The organism is Arenibacterium halophilum (assembly GCF_005938225.1).
Classification (GTDB): Bacteria; Pseudomonadota; Alphaproteobacteria; order Rhodobacterales; family Rhodobacteraceae; genus Arenibacterium; species Arenibacterium halophilum.
This window is the reverse complement of sequence record NZ_VCPC01000001.1, coordinates 1-16,962: the sequence shown is the minus strand read 5'-3', so window position 1 is coordinate 16,962 and position 16,962 is coordinate 1. Positions and strand designations below refer to the sequence as shown.

Here is a 16,962-nt window from a genome sequence, read left to right as displayed (position 1 = left end):
GTTTTGAGTATTTGTGGAATGATGAAAGGGGCGCGTCAGGAATGGGCGCGCGTCGGTCTGTCGAAGACGCGGCGGCCGAGGGCCGAGGCGGCGAGGTCAACCATGACCTGGGCGGTGCGGCCGCGTTCATCCAGGAAGGGGTTCAGTTCGACAAGGTCGAGCGAGGTCATCAATCCGCTGTCGCAGATAAGCTCCATCGCCAGGTGCGCCTCGCGCACGGTGGCGCCGCCGGGGACCGTGGTGCCAACGGCGGGCGCGACCGAGGGGTCGAGGAAATCCACGTCGAGCGAGACATGCAGCGCACCATCGGCGTCGGCCACGCGGTCTAGGAAGGCAGACAGCAGCCGCGCGATGCCGTGTTCGTCGATGTCGCGCATGTCGTGGCGGTGGATTGGCGCGGATTCCAACGCGGTGCGTTCGGCTGGATCGACCGAGCGCAGCCCGATGATGCAGAGATTTTCCAGCGGGATCGGATTGGTGATGGCCGGAAAGGCGCCAAAGCCCGGCTGGCCGGTGACATAGGCCAGCGGCGTGCCATGCAGGTTGCCCGAGGTCGTGGTGTCAGGCGTGTGGAAATCGGAATGCGCGTCCAGCCAGAGAACGAACTGCGGGCGCCCCTTGGTTGCCGCGTGATTTGCAACGCCCGCCACGGTGCCCAGCGACAGCGCATGGTCGCCGCCCATGAAGATGGGCAAGCCCCGGCTCATGGCCTGTTCGGCGGTGCGGATCAGCCGGTGCGTCCATGCGATGGTCTGGTTTGGCCTGTAAAGGCGCGTGCCGTCGGTATCGGGGGTGTGCGAGGCGGGGCTGAGATTGCCCATGTCCTCGACCTTGAAACCCAGTTCGGCCAGAGCCTGCGGCAGACCTGCGGTGCGATAGGCATCGGGGCCCATCAGGCAGCCAGCAATGCGTTTGCCACTGTCGACGGGACAGCCGATCAGGATGCAGGTTTTCGCGGGCATATGCGGACTCCTTTGCCGTTTCGGGCAGTATCCATGTCTGGCGCCGGAATGCCAGCCTAGCGCGGGGCGCGGGCGGCGGCGATCCAGATCGCGGCCAGCGCCAGCGACGCCAGCACGTTCCAACTGGCCATTGACAGGCCAAGAAGCTGCCAGGCCACCTCGTCACAGCGGATCACGGGGGCATTCATGATTTGATCCATGAGCTGCTGCGGGGTCAGCCCGCCGATGCTGCCAGAGGTGCAGGTTGTGGGGCCTTCCCACCAGCCGCGCTCGACTCCGGTGTGATAGGCGCCGACCCCCGCGGTTGCCATTGCCGCCAGCGCACCGAGCCAGGCCAGCGCCGCACGGGGCAGAACCAGCGCCACGACTCCGATGGCGATAGCGGCTGCGTGTGGCCAGCGTTGCCACAGGCACAGCTTGCACGGGGCCATTCCGCCCAGGTGTTGAAACCCGAATGCGCCGAGGAGGAGGAGTGCCGAACCGGACGCGGCCAGAAGCATCAGGAATTTGCGTGTCATAGGTATTTCACCGCTACAAAGCCGCCAATCAGCAGCAGGACGAAAGCTGTGAACACCAGCCCCAGCCGCTTTTCGATAAAGTCGCGCACCGGCGCGCCGAATTTCCACAGCAGCGCCGCGACGATGAAGAAGCGCAGCGCGCGGGCCAGGATCGAGGTCGCGACAAAGGTGGCGATGGGCATTCCTGTCCAGCCCGACATGATCGTGATCACCTTGTAGGGAAACGGTGTGATCCCAGCGATCAGCACCGCCCAGAACCCGAAATCATTGAAGCGCGTGTTGAATTCGGCCATCGCGTCGGCTTTGCCCATGGCTTGCAGGATCGGCTGACCAATCCCTTCAAACGCCAGCGCTCCGATGGCATAGCCCAGCAATCCGCCCAGAACCGATGCGACAAGCGCCACCAGCGCCACAGCCCAGGCGCGCGAGGGTCGGGCCAGGATCATCGGAATCATCATCACGTCAGGCGGGATCGGAAAGACCGAGCTTTCGATGAAGGCAACAAAGGCCAGCCACCACATCGCCTTGGGGTGAGAGGCCAAGGCCATTGTGCGGTCGTAAAGCGGTCTGAGCATGGAGGGGCCGGATCCGTTCCTGTGTTGGAAGAGGTCAGACCATGCCACCCTGCCGCGGTCAACAGCGCGTGCATCGTCGCACGGGTTTTTGACACTAGACGCCGCCGGTTTGCGCGGTTAGATCGTGAGGCGAGGCCCAAGTGGCGGAATGGTAGACGCAGGGGATTCAAAATCCCCCGCCTTCGGGCGTGCCGGTTCGAGTCCGGCCTTGGGTACCAATGACTTAGCGGGTTTGCCTCGACCCACTAGCAAGACAACTCACACCCCTGACTCACACCGTCTGTTTTTGTTCTGTTCATGTTCTTCGCTCTTGGGCGGACTTGGACAGGCGCAATCTGCTGGCCTTTGAGCGGTAGTAGGCGACCATTTCGGCAGATTGATTCGTCACGGCCTGGATCTCGGCATCAGTGCATCCGGCCTCTGCCAGCTGGACGATGGCCAGCTTTCTCAAACCGTGCAACGTGAACGGCTTGGCTTTTGGCCCGAGGCCGTTGCGCCAGGTTCGGAACGCCTTTTCGATGGCATCGTACCCCAGCGGCGCGGTCAGGTTTTTCGCAAGCACATGGGCACCGGCACGGCGCCTGTCTGCAATAAATTGCCTCAGCGCAGGAGGGCAAAACACTTCAATGAATTCGCCGCCTTTTTCATCGAGCACGGTCATGGTCTCACCGTGAAAATGGTCAAAGCGCATGGTGATGGCTGCGTTCGGGCGTTGCCCGGTCGCGCGAATGAGTTCGGCCGCTGCTCGCACGTTGTCAGGTGCGGTGTCGAGCTTGTTCACCAACCATTCCGGCCAGGGCAGAAATTCGCGCTGCTTGCCGAAGAGGTCGATACCCGATGCCGGGTTGTCGCCCAAAGGCCAATCCCGCTTATTCTTGGCGTAGTTCCACAACAGGCTGATGGTCTGGATATACCAATCGGCTTTACGCGGCGTTTCGGCCAGGCTGTCGTGGATCGCCCGGACGCCTTGCCGGGTCGTGTGCCGCACGTCTTTTGCCGCATTCTTCATCAGGATCGCGTCCATCGTGCGGCGATAAGACACCTTCGTACTATCCGCCAATCGGCCCTGAATGCGGGGGTCGGTACGCCAGGCAATTACCAGTTCGCGCCAGGTGTACTTGGCGGGCAACTGCTGACGTTCATGGTTGCCAGCTTGGCAGCGCCAGTAGAGTTCGTCCAGAAGGGCTGCGTCACCTTTCCAGTCGAGCTTGACCGTTTTCTGGCGCTGTCGGTCGCCCTCGCGCCATGACACCCTGTGATAGGGCACCCACACATTCTTGCGGCGGTCGTACTTCCAGACGAGGCGCGGCTTGGCGATCCGGGGCTTCGGGGGCTTCACAGCTCAATGTCCTCGCTGGGCAGCGCCGCATCTCCGTTCAGGATGGCTTCAAGATCAGAGACTCGCCAGCGATCGAACCCGCCTACGCGGACTGGTCGAGGCAATGCACCCTTCGACACCAGATCGCGAAATTCCTTGCTGGTCAGATCAAGCAGCTGGGCGGCCCTGGTTTCGCGGACGCAGATGGGTTGGAAGTGTTTCACGATGGATTGAGCCTTCCGCTGGTCAGTTTCTCGATTTGTGCCTGATCGCGTTCATGGCGTCGTGCAAACTCGTCTAGAAGTTTGCGGACGCGTTCATTTTCCGTCGTCAGGTCGGCGTTGCGCTTCGCGACTTCCCCGAGCTGGCGCGACAAAGACTCGATCTTCAATTGTAGGACGGACATCATTGCTGCTTTCATGTCAGTTCTTTGTCCGTCGTGAAGGCCTCCACAATCCTAATTCCTCGGTGGATTGTTCATCACGTAGGTGTGCAGGGCGGGGTAGAGCGGGTCGTCGACGAGGTCGATGTTGAACACGGTGTCGATGTCGCGCTCGATGTGGCGGGTCAGGGTGACCTGGATGGCATTGATCGCTTTGCCGCCATTCTCGACGTCGATCTTGATGGTGTAGGTCTTGGGCCGCTTCATCCAATCGCTCCCTTGGTTGATGCCCCCGCCGCCCCGGATGAGGAAATGGGCGACATGCCCGCGGCGGGGGAGCGCAGCACCGCGCTGCGCGTTCCGGTGTTTCACTTCGCTGCGCGTTGCAGCTCGGCCGGCAGCCAGGCGTCGATCGCGGCGGCTTGCTCGCGGGAGAGGCCGAGGGCTTCGCGGGCGCTGGCGTCCTGGAACAGCCGGGCGAGCTCGTCTGCCTTTTCGGCTTTCTTCAGCCTGGCGAAGGCCACGGCTTCTTCGGCCTCGGCGGTCAGGGCGGTGAGCTCCTGCCAGAGACCGTCCAACCGTCCGGCAGGCAGGCGCTTGAAGTATCCCGGGGCGCAGGGCGTCCAGACCTTGCGGATCGCGGTGCCGGTCAACTCGGCCAGATGATCGGCCAGCGGCGCCTGGTCGGAGGTCATGCGATTCAGCGTGCGCACGAAGTGCCGGGTCAGCACCTGGTTGCGGTGCTTCTTGCCCTTGGCCTGGAAGGCCGTGAACTGGTCGACCGGGTTGTCCGTCTTGTTGAACTCTGTGGCATTGCTGGTGTCGGCTAACCGCGCGTCGATGGTGACATGCTGCGCGGCCTCGGGCGTGATCTGCTGATCGGACAGCTGCACGGAGAAGGGGCTGCACCACGCCGGGGCCCGGCGCTCGATCTGCCAGGCCAGCAGGTCCAGCACCAGCTCGGGCTTGTCGAGCAGGGCAGTTTGCAGCGCCAGCAGCTCGATGCGGTGCAGATCGTCCAGCGCGGCCTGCGGCAGGGTTTTTTCGGCGGCGGGAGCGGTACTGCCGGTCTCGGTCGTATCGTGTGCCCTTGACTTTGCCTCTCGGCGATAGGCGCCCTCGATCGTCAGGGTGCCGTGGCGGTCGACCAGCACGACGATACCGCCGGCTTCGCGATCCTCGTCGCTGTAATCGCCTTTGGCACGGTCGCGCAGCGCCTCGATCTCGGCGCGCTCGGTGTCGTTCAGCCCTTCGGAGAACTGGATATCCTCCAGCTCGGCCAATCGGTCCCGGTCGCCGGTCGGCAGCTCGACGGCTGTCCGCTGGATACGCTCGCAGCCTGACGTGAGGCTGTGGTCGCTCCATTGGTCATAGCTGACCTTCACCCAAGCCCAGCCCTGTTCCGCGCGCAGGGCCTCGGCCCGTTCATCCAGCGTGGCGACGAACAGCTGATGCAGCAAATCGGCGTCGGTCAGGTAGCAGCAGTCGGCGAAAAGATCGTCGATCATGGTGCCACCTGCGGCGCGATAGGCCTCGAGCCCGACGAAGATCGCGCGGCGGTCGGTGCTGGCCACGCTGTCGGGGGTCAGCTGGCGGCGCACCCGCTCGGCCGTCCAGTTGCCCGCGCGGGCGGTGGTGAGCGTGGCGAGCTGCTCGGCATGGCTGGGCGCCAGTGTCAGAGCCTTGGCGACATCGAGGCTGATGTGGCCCTCGCGCAGCGCGCTGAGCGCTTCGGGAATCAAATCGGCCAGCGCCAGCCGTCGGCGCACATGGGCGACGCTCTGCGCAAAGGCGCGGGCGATCATCTCGGGGCTGTTGCCCTGATCGGACATGGCGGCATAGGCGCGGATTTCGTCGGCGGGGTGCAGCGGCTTCTGCGTGGCCGATTCCGTGCCCGCCCAGGCGCGGGCGACAAAGGCATCGTCGGTCACGCGCACCGGGATCGCGGTGAAGTCGATCGGCTGGGCGTCCATCGTACCGCTGCCGTGCTCGGCCAGGTGCTGCAGCCCGCGCAGGCGGCGCCCGCCGGCGACGATGCCGATACCCGGCCGATCCGGATCGGCATAGCCGGTCAGGTTCTGCAGCAGCCCGTTCACCGCGATGCTGGCGGCCATGGCGGCGGTATCCTCGGCCGAGCCGTTCTGGCGCGGGTTGATGTCGTGCAGGTAGAGATCGGCCAGCGAGATAAGCCGGGTCTCGGCTGCGGGGGTGACGTGCGTGTTCATGTGCGGTCCTTTTCAAGGCGGAGATATCCCGGCGGGACATCCGAGGTGTCGCCGGATTGCCAGCGCACGCGGATCAACGGCAGCGCGTTCGGGTCCTGGGCGAAGCCGACGACATGGCCCAGATCGCGGCGGTTGCCCTCGGCCTGGAATGACTTCACCCATGTGACGACGGTGCCCAGCGTGAACTGCCACAGGCGCGGGTGCGGGAAGGGATCGATGTAATCCGTCGCCCGGGCCGGCTGGGGGGAGTCGTGAGTGGTGGCCGGCCCGGGCGGGTTGGCGCGGGAGGCGCCAAACGAGGAGGCGGTCATCGGATCGCGGCCCAGATCAGGCCGCAGACCACGAAAGCCGCGCAAAGGATGATCCAATGGGCGCCGTGGCGGCCCAGATGGCTGGAGGGATCGGGGCGCTTCAGGGGCAGGCGGACGGGCGCGCGGCGCACGGCCTTGTCGAAGTCGGTCATGCCGCCACCCCTGTCTGCGCGCTGATCTCCATGCGATGCGCGGCCTTGATCCAGTGGGCGATGGCCTCGGCCATGTCGCCGCCCGCGTGGTAGACGCCGAGACAGCTGACCTCGGCATAATGCGTGCCACCCTGCACCGTGCGGGCGGGCACGAAACACCCGCCGGTGTCGATGCAGGCCGCGCGCATGGCCTCGGCGCGCTCGGCAACGGGCAGCAGCTCGAGCTCGCTGGCCAGCACCAGCCGCGCATGACGGATTCCCGTGGCGACGGCACTCATACCCGCGCCTGCGGCAGGATCAGCGGGGACGGGCCGGTACGCCCGATGCGGGCGGCATGGGCGTGGATGCGGACCACCAGATCATCCTCGGCACTCGCAGGGCCAACCGGGCCGCGCGGCGCGTCAGGCAGCGCGCGGATGATACTGGTCAGCGCAGCAAAGCGCGAGGGCGAAGCCGGGGGCGGGCAGTTCGAGTTGTCGGGCATGGGTGGCCTCCAATCGGTGTGATTGGACAGCATATGAAATGGACAAAACTTCCATAGTCAAGTGAATAATGGAAAATATTTCCATTTGTTTTTGCTTCTTTTCCTTTCGCAAAGGCCAATGTCTACCTTGCGACCATACGATAAGGGAGGATTTGGATGCGAATGCCGTTACACGATCGGTTCGTCTTGTGGGCGGCGGATCGCTGGGATGTATCGATCGATGACGTCTACCGGTGGCGTGTCTTTCGGCTGCTCAGATCGGTTCAGTTTGCCTGGCGCTGTGTGCTCTGCAGATGTCGCAGGACTTTTTCTGGCAAATCGCCCAAGCGACCCCGGTAAATGTAGTCGAGTGTGACGCCATATGCTTCACAAACCGCTACGCCCATCTCCATCTTAAGGGGCTTCGTGCCCTTCTCGATTTTCGAGTAGCTTGATGGGTCGACGCCGATTGAGCGGGCAAAGTCGCCACTGGCCATGCCGTAAGCTTCGCGTACATTTCGAACGCGCGTGGCTACGTTGGCGAGGTCAACAGCTGGGTTGGCATTGGCTCTGTTCATGGCGCGAACGAACGAATTTCTGGAAAATATTTCCATAAAAATTTTTTCCACACTTGACCAATGGAAGAAGTGTCCATTATCGGTGTGGTGCTATGACCTTCTCTTACGTTGTTGATCTCATCAAGCTGTGGCCGTCCCGATCGGAACTTGCTTCTGATCTCTCCGCAGCGCTGGCCGGTGTGGGGAGCGCAATCACTGTTGGGCAGGTCTACAAATGGGGGCAGTACAATTCGATACCAGCGCGCTACCATGCCGCCTTTGTCGAGGCGGGACGCTCGCGAGGCTATGCGATTACGCACGAACTTGTCGCTAAGCTGCACGACATTCGGCCTGTGCCATCCGAAAGCGATGCCGCGTGACCACGGCGGCGCCATACTGGCCATCATTTCATTGGCATTCCGTTCGCGCCTCCCATTGGGCGTGGATGGAGAGGGCGGACCGAACCCGTTGGATAGCTGCGTCGGTCCGCCTGCTAATGTCGTTGCTGGAAGGTCGACGCGGCCAGGATAGCCAGAAAACAGCCATTTTGTCGCGAGAAGATTTATTTCTCTTAAATCAGATGCTTGCGCGGCGGTTTTCCCATCTGTGCGCGCAAGCCGCCGCGCAATGACGGTAAGATCAGCAAATGGGTAACTCGGTTCAAACTCGCCCATACTGTGCCTCGGGTTTTGTCCGCGAACAAGCGAAAGGGCGCTAAGGGTTTTCGCATGAGAGCAACCAAAGTCGGAACGATTCAGGATGCGGTGGCGCGATGCTATCGGGCAGTCGGTGGGGTCGAGGCTGTCGCAGAACAGCTCGGCCTTGCCAATAGCACGGTGTCTTACGGCACCGAGGTGAACGAATCGCGGCCGGGCGGCATCGGGGTGAATTACCTGGTGCGGCTGGCGCTGCACGACAGCCGCTGCGCGGTACCGCTTGCCGAGTTCTTCGCAGATCACGCGGGCGGGGTTTTCGAGCCGGTCCTGAGCCAGGCGGATGTGATCAGCCTGTACGCCCGCTGCGGTCTGGTCGCAAAGGAATGCGGCGAGGCGCAGGCGGCGATCATTCGCGCGGCGGAAACCCTGAAGGCCGGGCACCTGGACGAAGCCGAGCGCGAGATCGACGAAGCGATCGCCGTGCTCGTGAAGGCGAAGGCCGATGTGCGCCAGAAACGGGGCGCGGCGTGATGGATGCACATTTCCCTGAAATTTACCCTGCCAGGCCGTCAATGCAGGCGGCGCGGGGCTTGTGCCCGCGAGTAGGCGATCAAGCGATCGGCGCTCTGAAGGTCTTTCAGGAACCGGTCGCGCAGCAGCGTGATCACGCTTCCGCATCCGTCGCAGAGGAAGTGGCCGTTGGATTTGATCCACGCCACCGACCTCTCGATCTCAAGGCCGCATACAGGACAGGGGACTTCGATGCTTTGCATGTCGAACCGTGATGTTGCCATAGGTCACCTCGCGCCGAAGGTTCCAAGCTGTGGGCTGCGGTCTGAGCCATTTGTGTCTGACGTCGTCTTGAAATCTGGCGTTCGATTGTTTTCGAATTGCCAACAATTGAACCTGCGCTCGGCAGGCCAACTCGTTCCGGCAGGCCGCAATTGTCTTGGAAGAAGCGCGACCTGCCAAACGAGAGAGTCCAATTGGATAGGACTACGCACAATAAAGCACATTATTGGTGATTCGCTCGACAGGTCTTTGTCAACACTTCGTGGACAATGTTTCGGCGAGGCCTCGGAGCAACGAGTCGAGTTCAGTAAATACTTGGCGCTCGGTTTTCAGAAAGCCCATGGCGACAGCCGAATTGGCAGTGGTAGCTTGGCTCCAATTGGAGCTGACAAGCTAGCTGCTCGGTGCCGGGGTTGGATCGGAGAACCCGGTGACTGTGGCAGACTTGCGCTGGTCCGCGAGCCAAAGCAAGACACGTCTTTCCAATGCCGCGCGCGGAGAAGACCCGCCCGGGGGCGCGGTGCGCGTGCATGCCCCCGTAACCTCCCTGTTGGACCTGGGCGGGCGTTTCGGCGTCCGCCCCTTTTTCCACAGGTGCGCCAGATCGTGTTACTTAGGTGTTCCGGTTCAGTCCGAAGGCCCGTTCGCGATCTTCATTCTCGTGTCGTGCGCGACCGCGGGCTCGTCTTCGCTGCTCCAGGTGAAGACCAGCTCGAGATCATCATCGACTGCGCCATATACCAAAATATCTCCGAGCTGGACTTCTTGCCATTCGGGCTCCAACTCTTTGAGAGGCGAATGTGCGGGCGAGTTCCATGTCACGGAAGCCGCGGCGTTTTCAGGCGAAAGAATCTCAGGAAGCTCCGGGAAATCTTCGTATTTTTGCGACGAAGCTTCGCGGAAGCCGATAAGTCGGATCGGGCTGTCTGGGACGACGCCGATACTGAGCAGTGTGGTTCGGACCTCGGCGGGAGAGCGCATGCTGAAATAGATCTTTTCCCACTCGGCATGACCTGTCAGCGAAGTTCGCCAAGCATCGATTGTGGGTTGGTGCGCCGCAGCGCCGGTGATGGCGGCCTTCAAGTCTGTAATATTATCGATCAGTTTGCGCATCGAAGATTTAGGCATGGGCTTGGCTGTCCAGAAGCAATTGGATGGCTAGCAAGTCAGATTGCAGGTTCCGCGGGGTTGGGCGAGCAGAAATGCTCATCCAAGGAGGAGTATCGCACTGCGGCCATCAAAATTCCAGCACGTGTCGCCAATTTTATCGCTCGAAACGAGAGGCGACTGACTGCACCGGGTCGCTTCCGCCGTCTCAAGCGCGGGCCGTTGGCAAGCATCTCATCGCCCCGTTCGGGAGCTCTGTCGCGGCTTCGGCCAGTGCAACGCGTTAGATGGTTAAGACTGGGTAAACGGCCGCAAGAGCCGCAGAGAAGGGCATAGAGCATGAGCCACAAGGCAACCAACTGGCTGTCGAGCCTGCCGGCCGAGGCGCTTGGCAACAGCGAATTCCGGGTGCTGTTTCACCTGTGCGACTGCCACAACCCCTCGCGCGGGTGCTTTCCGACGCAGGAGTACCTGAAGGAGGCCACTGGCGTCTCGAACGGCACGCTGAACAACGCGCTGAACGGGCTGGAAGCGAAGAAGCTGATCGCGCGGCATCGGTCTTTCGACAACAAGACCAGGCGCCAGCGGCCGACCCGATACCTGCTAGGCTTCGAGCTGCCGAAAGAGGGCGAGCCGTCTCCAGAATTTGGAGACGGACCCGGGGGCGACCCGACTCCAGAAACTGGAGACGGCACCGGGCAAAAGCCGTCTCCAAAAACTGGAGACGGAGCCGACTCCAACTTTGGGGGGGAGCCGTCTCCAACTTTCGGGGCGAGCCGTCTCCAGCCGGCTGGAGAGGAACCTGTAAAGGAACCAGTAAAGAACCACGCGATGCGCCGGGGCTTCTGCGAAAAAACGCGCAAAGCGGCCCGGTTCTGGGCAGAGCGGATTTCCGAAAACGGGTTCGTCTCGCCAAACGCGATTTCCGACGAAGTGGCGGCCTGCATGGTTGCTGAGAAACTGATCGAGGCCACCCGGATCGCAGACATCCGGGGGCAGGGCGCCCGGTAGCGGGCTGATGCGGCAAAGCCGTCTCCAGAAATTGGAGACGGGTCAGGAGGCGAGCATGGAGCAGGAGACGAAACGCGACCGGGTGCGCAGGCTGGTTCTGACGCCCCTGGCCGAGGCCGGGTTCCGGTTTCCGAGAGGCACGAGCGACGATGCCGGCAAGCGCGATCTTGATCGGCTGGCGGATGGGCTGGGCTATCTGCCCGATGACAAGCTGGATGCGCTGCGCGTGTCGCTGATGACCAAAGGGCAGGGCACGGCGCGGTGCTTCTGGCCGAGCTATGCAAGCGTGATCGGGCTGGCCGAGGCGTTCCATCCGCGCCCGCTGACCGAGGTGCCCGAGATTTTGCGCTGGTTCAAATCGGCCGCTGGATCGGCGGCGCTGCAGGGCGGGCGGCTGGTGGCCGAATACCGGTTCTGGGAGCGCAAGAAGCGCCCGCCGGTCAGCGACCAGGATCGCCGCCGCGTGGCCGAGGTCGCGTCCGATTGGCAGCGCCGCGCTGCGCTGACGCGCGAGCGGCTGGCCGATGGCCGCGGCGTGGCGCAGGACGATCAGGCCTGGCTGAACTGGTACGAAAAGACCGAGGCGATGCTGCGCGCGATGGTCAATGGGGTGGAGGCATGATGGCGGCCCGCGCCATCCAGCCGGCGCGGGGAAGCGCGCCTGCCACGCCCGTGTCTATCCGCGAGCTGCTGGAATGGGCGTTCGGGCGCGAGCTGGCGCGGCTGGACTTCGACGAGATCGGGGCGGTGCGCGGCGATCGCCGTGTCGGGGTCGGGACGGAGTACCTGCTGATGCAGCGCCAGCTGCTGGGCTGCCAGATTGATGGCGGCGGCCGCTCAGAGCCGCATCCGGATGCCGATACCGTCGCCTCGGCCCTGGCCGCGCTGCCTGAGGGACACGGCGGCCGCGCAACGGCTCTTTGGATAGCCGATCTGGCGCGGGCCGGGATGGCGCCGGAATGGCGTTACGAGGAGCGGAAAACCTGTGAGCCAGTCGCATGGCGCGCCTGCAAGCACGGAACGCGATATGCCGTCACCGAGAGTGCAGGTCAGGTGCAGTACGTCCACCGCGGTCGATTGCGCCAAGCCGAGTTGCGCGTCTGCCCCGTGAGGTTCCGTGATCCGGCACCCCTAGCCGCCCGGGCCCGCCGCGACTACCTGCGCTGGTGGGGTGCGCTGTTCGATCTGCAGCAGACGTTCCGGCTGTACGGCGGGTTGACAGCGTTTGTTGTGACAGAGGCGATGCCGGTGATGGAGCCTTGGAGGAAGGGGTAAGGTGGGCGGGAAGCCGTCGTTCACTGCGCCTTGTCCCAATGACTGCAACCCACCCCTTCACTGCGCAGGAACTCGTATGGTGTATAGGTCAGCGCTTGCGAGCAGTTCACGACGGTCGATGTGTCTGATGCATGAATTTGTTGCAGTACTGAACGAGCAGCCTTAGTTCTGATGTATGTACTCGCGCTTGAAGCTCACCAATTTCAAATCATGGAAATCTGCCGACATATCCATGGGGCAGATTACCGGATTGTTCGGAACAAACTCCTCAGGGAAGACCAGCCTGATCCAGTTCTTGTTGCTTTTGAAGCAAACCATGCTCGCTACAGATCGGAACGTTGCTCTTGATCTGAATGGGCCATACGTTGAACTTGGCACCATGGCCGATGTGCTATTCAAACATGAAGAGCGAAATCGACTAACCTTCCAGCTCGACATTCAACTAACCCATCCCATGGAGATCGTTGACACGGCAGCAAGTCGAACCGCAGCAATGGTAAAATCCGATGATTTTCGCCTGGCGGCTGGGATTGTTTCTCAGAACCAAGCCCCGAAGGGCGACATGCTCGCATATAGGCTTGGTGACGCGATGTTTTGGCTCGACCGGAGCGAAAAAGAAAAATCAAAATTCCGCCTGCGGTCTTCGGGAGTAGATGATTTCAAGTTTACCAGAACTCCCGGCAGAGTGTGGAACTTACCCGGCCCAATGAAGGCTTATCAGTTTCCCGACCAAGCGCGAACATACTTCCAGAATGCAGGTTTTTTAGCCGATTTGGAGTTCAATCTCGAGGAAAATCTCGACAACCTTTATTACTTGGGTCCACTTCGTGAGGACCCGCGTCGTGATTATACGTGGACCAGATCGACACCAAACGATGTTGGTGAGCGCGGCGAGCACGCTATCGAGGCCATTATTTCGGCTCAAGATCGAGGCGAGACTCGCAATTTGAAGCCGAAGGGGAGACGAAAGCCGTTCTCCGAAATGATAGCCTATTGGCTCAAAGAAATGGGTCTAATTTACAGTTTTAAAGTCGTCGAGATAGCTCCAGGCTCAAATCGATGGCAGGCGAAAGTGCGGACACATAGAAACAGCAGTGAGGTGCTTCTGACGGATGTTGGTTTCGGCGTGTCGCAAGTCCTGCCTGTGATTACGCTTCTCTACTACGCGCCGGAGAACTCGACGGTTATCCTTGAGCAGCCAGAAATCCATCTGCACCCATTGGCACAAGCAAGTCTTGCTGACGTGATCATCAACGCTGCAACGCATAGACATATTCAGGTAATCGTCGAGAGCCATTCTGAACATTTACTGCTTAGGCTGCAACGGAGAATAGCCGAAGAGACCATATCCTCAGAAGACGTCAAGCTCTACTTCTGCGACGCCAGCAAAGGCTTTTCGACTGCTGAGCCTCTCAGGCTGGATCTTCTGGGCAACATTGAGAATTGGCCGGACAAGTTCATGGGCGATGCCTTTACCGAAACCGCGAAAGCCGAACTGGCCCGCATTAAACGAAGTGCACGCAGCAAAACATGAGCCAATGGGTGGTTGATACAAACGTGATGATAGTCGCCAATGGTCGGCACGATGGCGAGAGAGCCGTCTCTGCAAACTGTCGTGCCGCATCAGTTGAGTTCCTATTGGCGCTACTGAGTGGAAACAACTGCGTTCTCGTCGATTTTGCTGACGCAGTTCTGACCGAGTATCGTAAATATTTGAATCCAAATGGCCAGCCCGGCGTCGGCGACAGGTTCTTGCAGGAACTGTACCGTGACGTCAACCGCATCCATAGAGTCGAGTTGCCGGTTGGCGCAGACGGTGAGTATGCCGATCTGCCTCCGGAAATAGTGGCATCTGGATTCGACCCGAGCGACCGCAAGTTTGCAGCGCTTGCCGTCAAACAGGATGCTCCGGTGGCAAATTCAGTGGATAGCGACTGGCTTGAAGACCTAGAGGTACTAACCGACTGCGGCGTTAAATTGCATTTAGTTTGCGGCGCTGATCAGGCGTTTTGGTACGAAGGATGAAAGCTGAGTGAACGTTTTAGCTCTTCTTCAATTCATAGGAATTTCACTGGGCGAGCGGAATGCCAAGCTAAAGATTAATGTCCGAATTTGAAAGGCAACGATGCAGCGCGATACATGCACTAAATGACTGTAACGGGTCGAGAGTGAGGCCCGCTGCGGTCCTGAAGGCGTTCGGTTCGCTGCGGCGGCCGCAGGTCTGCTTCGAGCCCAAAGTTTTGGACGCTAAATCGTGTACCTATTTCGGCAAAGCGCAACCAAACAGGCGTTGCATAGCTGTTTATTTGGGGTGGTCTAAAGTATCTTCCATGCTGGCGCTATCTTTATTTTCACATGAGTTGTTTTGGAATTCTGATGCCAAAGAAAAATTCAAAAACTGGACGCTGTGCGCTTACTGGTTCATACGGAAAGTTTGTAAAGTGTCACATATTACCACAAGCTTTTACCCGCCCTGCAGTCAAAGGCGAAGCTCTGTACCAATCGAGTAAAGGGAGGGGGGAGCGAAGAAGATGGTCCAGTTGGTATGACCAAAACCTAGTTACAAGGGAAGGAGAAGACTTTCTTTCTGAAATAGACGATGCAGCTATCAAGTTACTTAGAAGGCATCAACTTGTCTGGAGCGGCTGGACTGTTTTCCGTCCGCATTTCGAGAGGGTCGCGGTTACGCTACCAGACCATGGCTATCGAAAGGTGAAAATTGCCGAAGTATCCAAATTGATCCGCTTTGCGCTTAGCATTGCTTGGCGAGCGTCCGCGTCGTCGCTTCCAGATATGGCGGAAGCAAAGCTCGGAGTGGAGGAACAAGAAAGGTTAAAGGAGTTTGTACTAGGAGAGCCGATTGTTGGCGCTTCGCCATTTCCTATTTCGCTGACGCAGCTTTCAACAGTTGGGATGATGCACAATCAGTCTCCGGGGATCAACGAGAAACAAATTTCTAACCTCGAAGGCATCAAAGATCAGTTCGTGAAGATAATGCGAATTTATTTGGATGGCCTTATTTTGCATGTACATTTATCTCATATCCCCCAAGAACATGTTGCGGGCAATCCACTCTTTTTGGGCAGTGCCGACCATGCACTCATCACGTCTGTTACTTACGAGGCATCTTTTCAATATGAAAACATGCTGCACTTAATGCGTGAATGCCATCCTCCACTGATCGAAGGAGGCTGACTGCGTGTGCTCTGGGCATTGCTGCGGCCATTGGCGTAACCGCAACGAAATGGTGCTTTGTCCGCACTGCTGACCTTGGGCATCTGGACTATACTGCGCGGTGCCATGAAGGTTCGGTAGGGGGAAGATGCGCTGCGGCAATGGTGATCCTGGCCAATGACCGGTGTGGGCCGAGTTCGCAAGTTTTACTCAGTCACAGGCATCGCAAAGCGCTGCTCCGTCTGGTACGGAACCGCCACAGTGTAGGCACTTCGGAGCATTCGCTCTTCTCTCTTTTTCTTCCCGCTTGTGCTGGTCGTCGGCCCATTTCTTCGTCGCTTCGTTTGACATGTCGCCGCTCCTGCTTCTCGCTCCGTCAACATTTGGGGTCTATTCTAGACAGGCTGGATGGCGAAAGTTGGGCATCGTCCGGCCGCCTTGAGTTGCGTTGGGACTGCCGAGCCATCTGGCATAACACCAGCTAGACAACCTAAAGTTTGCTAACTCTGCTCCGCTTGCATCTCGGCGAGCATCCTGACGCGTGGTTCGTGGCGCTTTCCGTAGAGGTACTTTGCCCAGAGCGCGAAAGCCCATGTCATCCAGCCTGCATCGATCTCGATGACATCGCGCAGCACGCTGCCGGATTGGGTCGGCTCTACCGTCAAGGTGTGCCGCCAAGACTTGACGCCGGCGCCCTGTTCGAAGGACCGCAAGATCATGGCTTCATCGTCGCACTCAACAACTTCCATGTAGTACGGCTGAGGCGGCAATCTTCCGAACAGGGATACCTGGACTGTGATCTTCTGGCCTTCGTAAACCCGGCCGCTTGGCAAGCCTTCGAAGGTGACGATGCCGTCCATCACGTCGCCGAGTGCGTCCAGGTCGGTTGCCAGCGCCCAGACGAGATGCGCGGGTGCATCGTACTTGTGCTCTAAAGTAACTGTTCGCATCAAATCTCCGACAGCTTTGCCATTGCCCCTGTGGACGCGACAGGTCTGATGACTCAGGAAAACACACTACAAACAGCGCGCTGGGGCTTTGACTGCTCTCGCCCCTGATCGCGTTACTAGCAAGCCGAAGGCGGCCTGGCCACGGCCCCCACCACAAACCCCGTTGACGTGAGAATCTCACTGGGTTTACAAAAAGCCAGCAACTGATTTGCGCCCGGACGGATGACCCGCCCGGGCGTTTTGCGTTTCCGGGGTTCTGAATGGGTGCATTGAAAGGACGCGGCTTGCCGTCTCGACTGAAGCCGGCGCGCTCGCGCGTCCAGTCGCGGCCACCGGCCAGCCCCGGTGAAGACGCCGCGCGCCGCTCGAAAGACTGGCTCAACACCGCGCGCTGGCAACGGCTGCGTCGGCTGGTGCTGGCACGGGACAATCACATCTGCCAGCAGACCGGCGTGCTGCTGGTTGCCGGCAGGCGGGAGCCGAACAGCGCGGTGGTCGATCACATCAAACCGCATCGCGGCGACCCGGAACTGT

25 protein-coding genes and 1 tRNA gene are annotated in these 16,962 nt (G+C 60.4%); 9 read left to right on the top strand and 17 right to left on the bottom strand.

The annotated features are described in order from the left end of the window. Positions 1 to 35 precede the first annotated feature (35 nt). The 3 genes from rocF to FGK64_RS00115 are packed head-to-tail and all read right to left on the bottom strand — an operon-like array spanning position 36 to position 2,055. A complete protein-coding gene (rocF, locus tag FGK64_RS00125) occupies positions 36 to 962 on the bottom strand; it encodes an arginase (protein WP_138861790.1) in 927 nt (308 codons plus the stop codon). Between the two features lie 56 nt (positions 963 to 1,018). Beyond that, positions 1,019 to 1,480: a disulfide bond formation protein B gene (locus FGK64_RS00120; protein ID WP_138861789.1), complete on the bottom strand. Its 462-nt coding sequence runs from the start codon at positions 1,478 to 1,480 to the stop codon at positions 1,019 to 1,021. Further along, positions 1,477 to 2,055: a YqaA family protein gene (locus tag FGK64_RS00115; protein WP_138861788.1), complete on the bottom strand. Its 579-nt coding sequence runs from the start codon at positions 2,053 to 2,055 to the stop codon at positions 1,477 to 1,479. Before FGK64_RS00115 ends, FGK64_RS00120 begins: the two co-directional genes overlap by 4 nt. A gap of 134 nt (positions 2,056 to 2,189) precedes the next feature. On the opposite strand from FGK64_RS00115, the gene FGK64_RS00110 reads away from it, so the two are divergent. Continuing rightward, positions 2,190 to 2,273 (top strand) — tRNA-Leu (locus tag FGK64_RS00110). Positions 2,274 to 2,350: 77 nt separating this feature from the next. On the opposite strand, the gene FGK64_RS00105 is transcribed toward FGK64_RS00110, so the two are convergent. From FGK64_RS00105 to FGK64_RS00060, 11 genes are all read right to left on the bottom strand, one after another. Continuing rightward, on the bottom strand, positions 2,351 to 3,394 hold the full coding sequence (locus FGK64_RS00105) for a tyrosine-type recombinase/integrase (RefSeq protein WP_138861787.1): 1,044 nt from the start codon (positions 3,392 to 3,394) through the stop codon (positions 2,351 to 2,353). Then, a complete protein-coding gene (locus FGK64_RS00100; protein ID WP_138861786.1) occupies positions 3,391 to 3,597 on the bottom strand; it encodes a helix-turn-helix transcriptional regulator in 207 nt (68 codons plus the stop codon). The genes FGK64_RS00105 and FGK64_RS00100 overlap by 4 nt, the downstream gene beginning before the upstream one ends. Next, a complete protein-coding gene (locus tag FGK64_RS00095; protein WP_138861785.1) occupies positions 3,594 to 3,794 on the bottom strand; it encodes a DNA replication initiation control protein YabA in 201 nt (66 codons plus the stop codon). The genes FGK64_RS00100 and FGK64_RS00095 overlap by 4 nt, the downstream gene beginning before the upstream one ends. Before the next feature lie 36 nt (positions 3,795 to 3,830). Then, complete coding sequence (locus FGK64_RS00090) at positions 3,831 to 4,022, bottom strand: hypothetical protein (protein WP_138861784.1); 192 nt, start codon at positions 4,020 to 4,022, stop codon at positions 3,831 to 3,833. A gap of 101 nt (positions 4,023 to 4,123) precedes the next feature. Continuing rightward, complete coding sequence (locus tag FGK64_RS00085; protein WP_138861783.1) at positions 4,124 to 5,980, bottom strand: ParB/RepB/Spo0J family partition protein; 1,857 nt, start codon at positions 5,978 to 5,980, stop codon at positions 4,124 to 4,126. Continuing rightward, a complete protein-coding gene (locus tag FGK64_RS00080; protein ID WP_138861782.1) occupies positions 5,977 to 6,291 on the bottom strand; it encodes a hypothetical protein in 315 nt (104 codons plus the stop codon). The genes FGK64_RS00085 and FGK64_RS00080 overlap by 4 nt, the downstream gene beginning before the upstream one ends. Further along, a complete protein-coding gene (locus FGK64_RS22090) occupies positions 6,288 to 6,443 on the bottom strand; it encodes a hypothetical protein (RefSeq protein ID WP_171053926.1) in 156 nt (51 codons plus the stop codon). Before FGK64_RS22090 ends, FGK64_RS00080 begins: the two co-directional genes overlap by 4 nt. After that, positions 6,440 to 6,721 carry a hypothetical protein gene (locus FGK64_RS00075; protein WP_138861781.1) on the bottom strand — a complete coding sequence of 94 codons (282 nt, stop codon included), beginning with the start codon at positions 6,719 to 6,721 and terminating at the stop codon, positions 6,440 to 6,442. The genes FGK64_RS22090 and FGK64_RS00075 overlap by 4 nt, the downstream gene beginning before the upstream one ends. Continuing rightward, on the bottom strand, positions 6,718 to 6,927 hold the full coding sequence (locus FGK64_RS00070) for a hypothetical protein (protein WP_138861780.1): 210 nt from the start codon (positions 6,925 to 6,927) through the stop codon (positions 6,718 to 6,720). Before FGK64_RS00070 ends, FGK64_RS00075 begins: the two co-directional genes overlap by 4 nt. 263 nt (positions 6,928 to 7,190) lie before the next feature. Then, complete coding sequence (locus FGK64_RS00065; protein WP_138861779.1) at positions 7,191 to 7,520, bottom strand: helix-turn-helix domain-containing protein; 330 nt, start codon at positions 7,518 to 7,520, stop codon at positions 7,191 to 7,193. After that, on the bottom strand, positions 7,481 to 8,137 hold the full coding sequence (locus FGK64_RS00060; protein WP_138861778.1) for a hypothetical protein: 657 nt from the start codon (positions 8,135 to 8,137) through the stop codon (positions 7,481 to 7,483). The genes FGK64_RS00065 and FGK64_RS00060 overlap by 40 nt, the downstream gene beginning before the upstream one ends. 54 nt (positions 8,138 to 8,191) lie before the next feature. On the opposite strand from FGK64_RS00060, the gene FGK64_RS00055 reads away from it, so the two are divergent. Beyond that, positions 8,192 to 8,650, top strand: coding sequence for a hypothetical protein (locus FGK64_RS00055; RefSeq protein ID WP_138861777.1), 459 nt, complete (start codon positions 8,192 to 8,194; stop codon positions 8,648 to 8,650). A gap of 38 nt (positions 8,651 to 8,688) precedes the next feature. On the opposite strand, the gene FGK64_RS00050 is transcribed toward FGK64_RS00055, so the two are convergent. Then, positions 8,689 to 8,913, bottom strand: coding sequence for a hypothetical protein (locus tag FGK64_RS00050; protein ID WP_171053925.1), 225 nt, complete (start codon positions 8,911 to 8,913; stop codon positions 8,689 to 8,691). Between the two features lie 625 nt (positions 8,914 to 9,538). Then, positions 9,539 to 10,024: a hypothetical protein gene (locus tag FGK64_RS00045; RefSeq protein ID WP_138861775.1), complete on the bottom strand. Its 486-nt coding sequence runs from the start codon at positions 10,022 to 10,024 to the stop codon at positions 9,539 to 9,541. A gap of 333 nt (positions 10,025 to 10,357) precedes the next feature. On the opposite strand from FGK64_RS00045, the gene FGK64_RS00040 reads away from it, so the two are divergent. The 6 genes from FGK64_RS00040 (at position 10,358) to FGK64_RS00015 (ending at position 15,499) form a co-directional block, all read left to right on the top strand. Then, positions 10,358 to 11,029 carry a helix-turn-helix domain-containing protein gene (locus FGK64_RS00040; RefSeq protein ID WP_138861774.1) on the top strand — a complete coding sequence of 224 codons (672 nt, stop codon included), beginning with the start codon at positions 10,358 to 10,360 and terminating at the stop codon, positions 11,027 to 11,029. Positions 11,030 to 11,084: 55 nt separating this feature from the next. Then, a complete protein-coding gene (locus FGK64_RS00035; protein ID WP_138861773.1) occupies positions 11,085 to 11,651 on the top strand; it encodes a hypothetical protein in 567 nt (188 codons plus the stop codon). Next, on the top strand, positions 11,648 to 12,304 hold the full coding sequence (locus tag FGK64_RS00030; RefSeq protein ID WP_138861772.1) for a hypothetical protein: 657 nt from the start codon (positions 11,648 to 11,650) through the stop codon (positions 12,302 to 12,304). Before FGK64_RS00035 ends, FGK64_RS00030 begins: the two co-directional genes overlap by 4 nt. Positions 12,305 to 12,491: 187 nt before the next feature. After that, on the top strand, positions 12,492 to 13,838 hold the full coding sequence (locus tag FGK64_RS00025) for a DUF3696 domain-containing protein (RefSeq protein WP_210236529.1): 1,347 nt from the start codon (positions 12,492 to 12,494) through the stop codon (positions 13,836 to 13,838). Further along, positions 13,835 to 14,329, top strand: coding sequence for a hypothetical protein (locus FGK64_RS00020; RefSeq protein WP_138861770.1), 495 nt, complete (start codon positions 13,835 to 13,837; stop codon positions 14,327 to 14,329). Before FGK64_RS00025 ends, FGK64_RS00020 begins: the two co-directional genes overlap by 4 nt. Before the next feature lie 351 nt (positions 14,330 to 14,680). Continuing rightward, positions 14,681 to 15,499, top strand: coding sequence for a hypothetical protein (locus FGK64_RS00015; protein WP_138861769.1), 819 nt, complete (start codon positions 14,681 to 14,683; stop codon positions 15,497 to 15,499). A 479-nt stretch (positions 15,500 to 15,978) separates the two neighbouring features. Here FGK64_RS00015 and FGK64_RS00010 read toward each other — a convergent pair whose 3' ends face one another. Further along, the gene (locus tag FGK64_RS00010) at positions 15,979 to 16,428 is read right to left on the bottom strand and encodes an SRPBCC family protein (protein WP_171053924.1); all 450 of its coding nucleotides are present in this window, start codon (positions 16,426 to 16,428) and stop codon (positions 15,979 to 15,981) included. A gap of 260 nt (positions 16,429 to 16,688) precedes the next feature. On the opposite strand from FGK64_RS00010, the gene FGK64_RS00005 reads away from it, so the two are divergent. Next, positions 16,689 to 16,962, top strand: a 274-nt coding sequence (locus FGK64_RS00005; protein WP_138861767.1) for an HNH endonuclease, incomplete at its 3' end; no start/stop codon positions are given.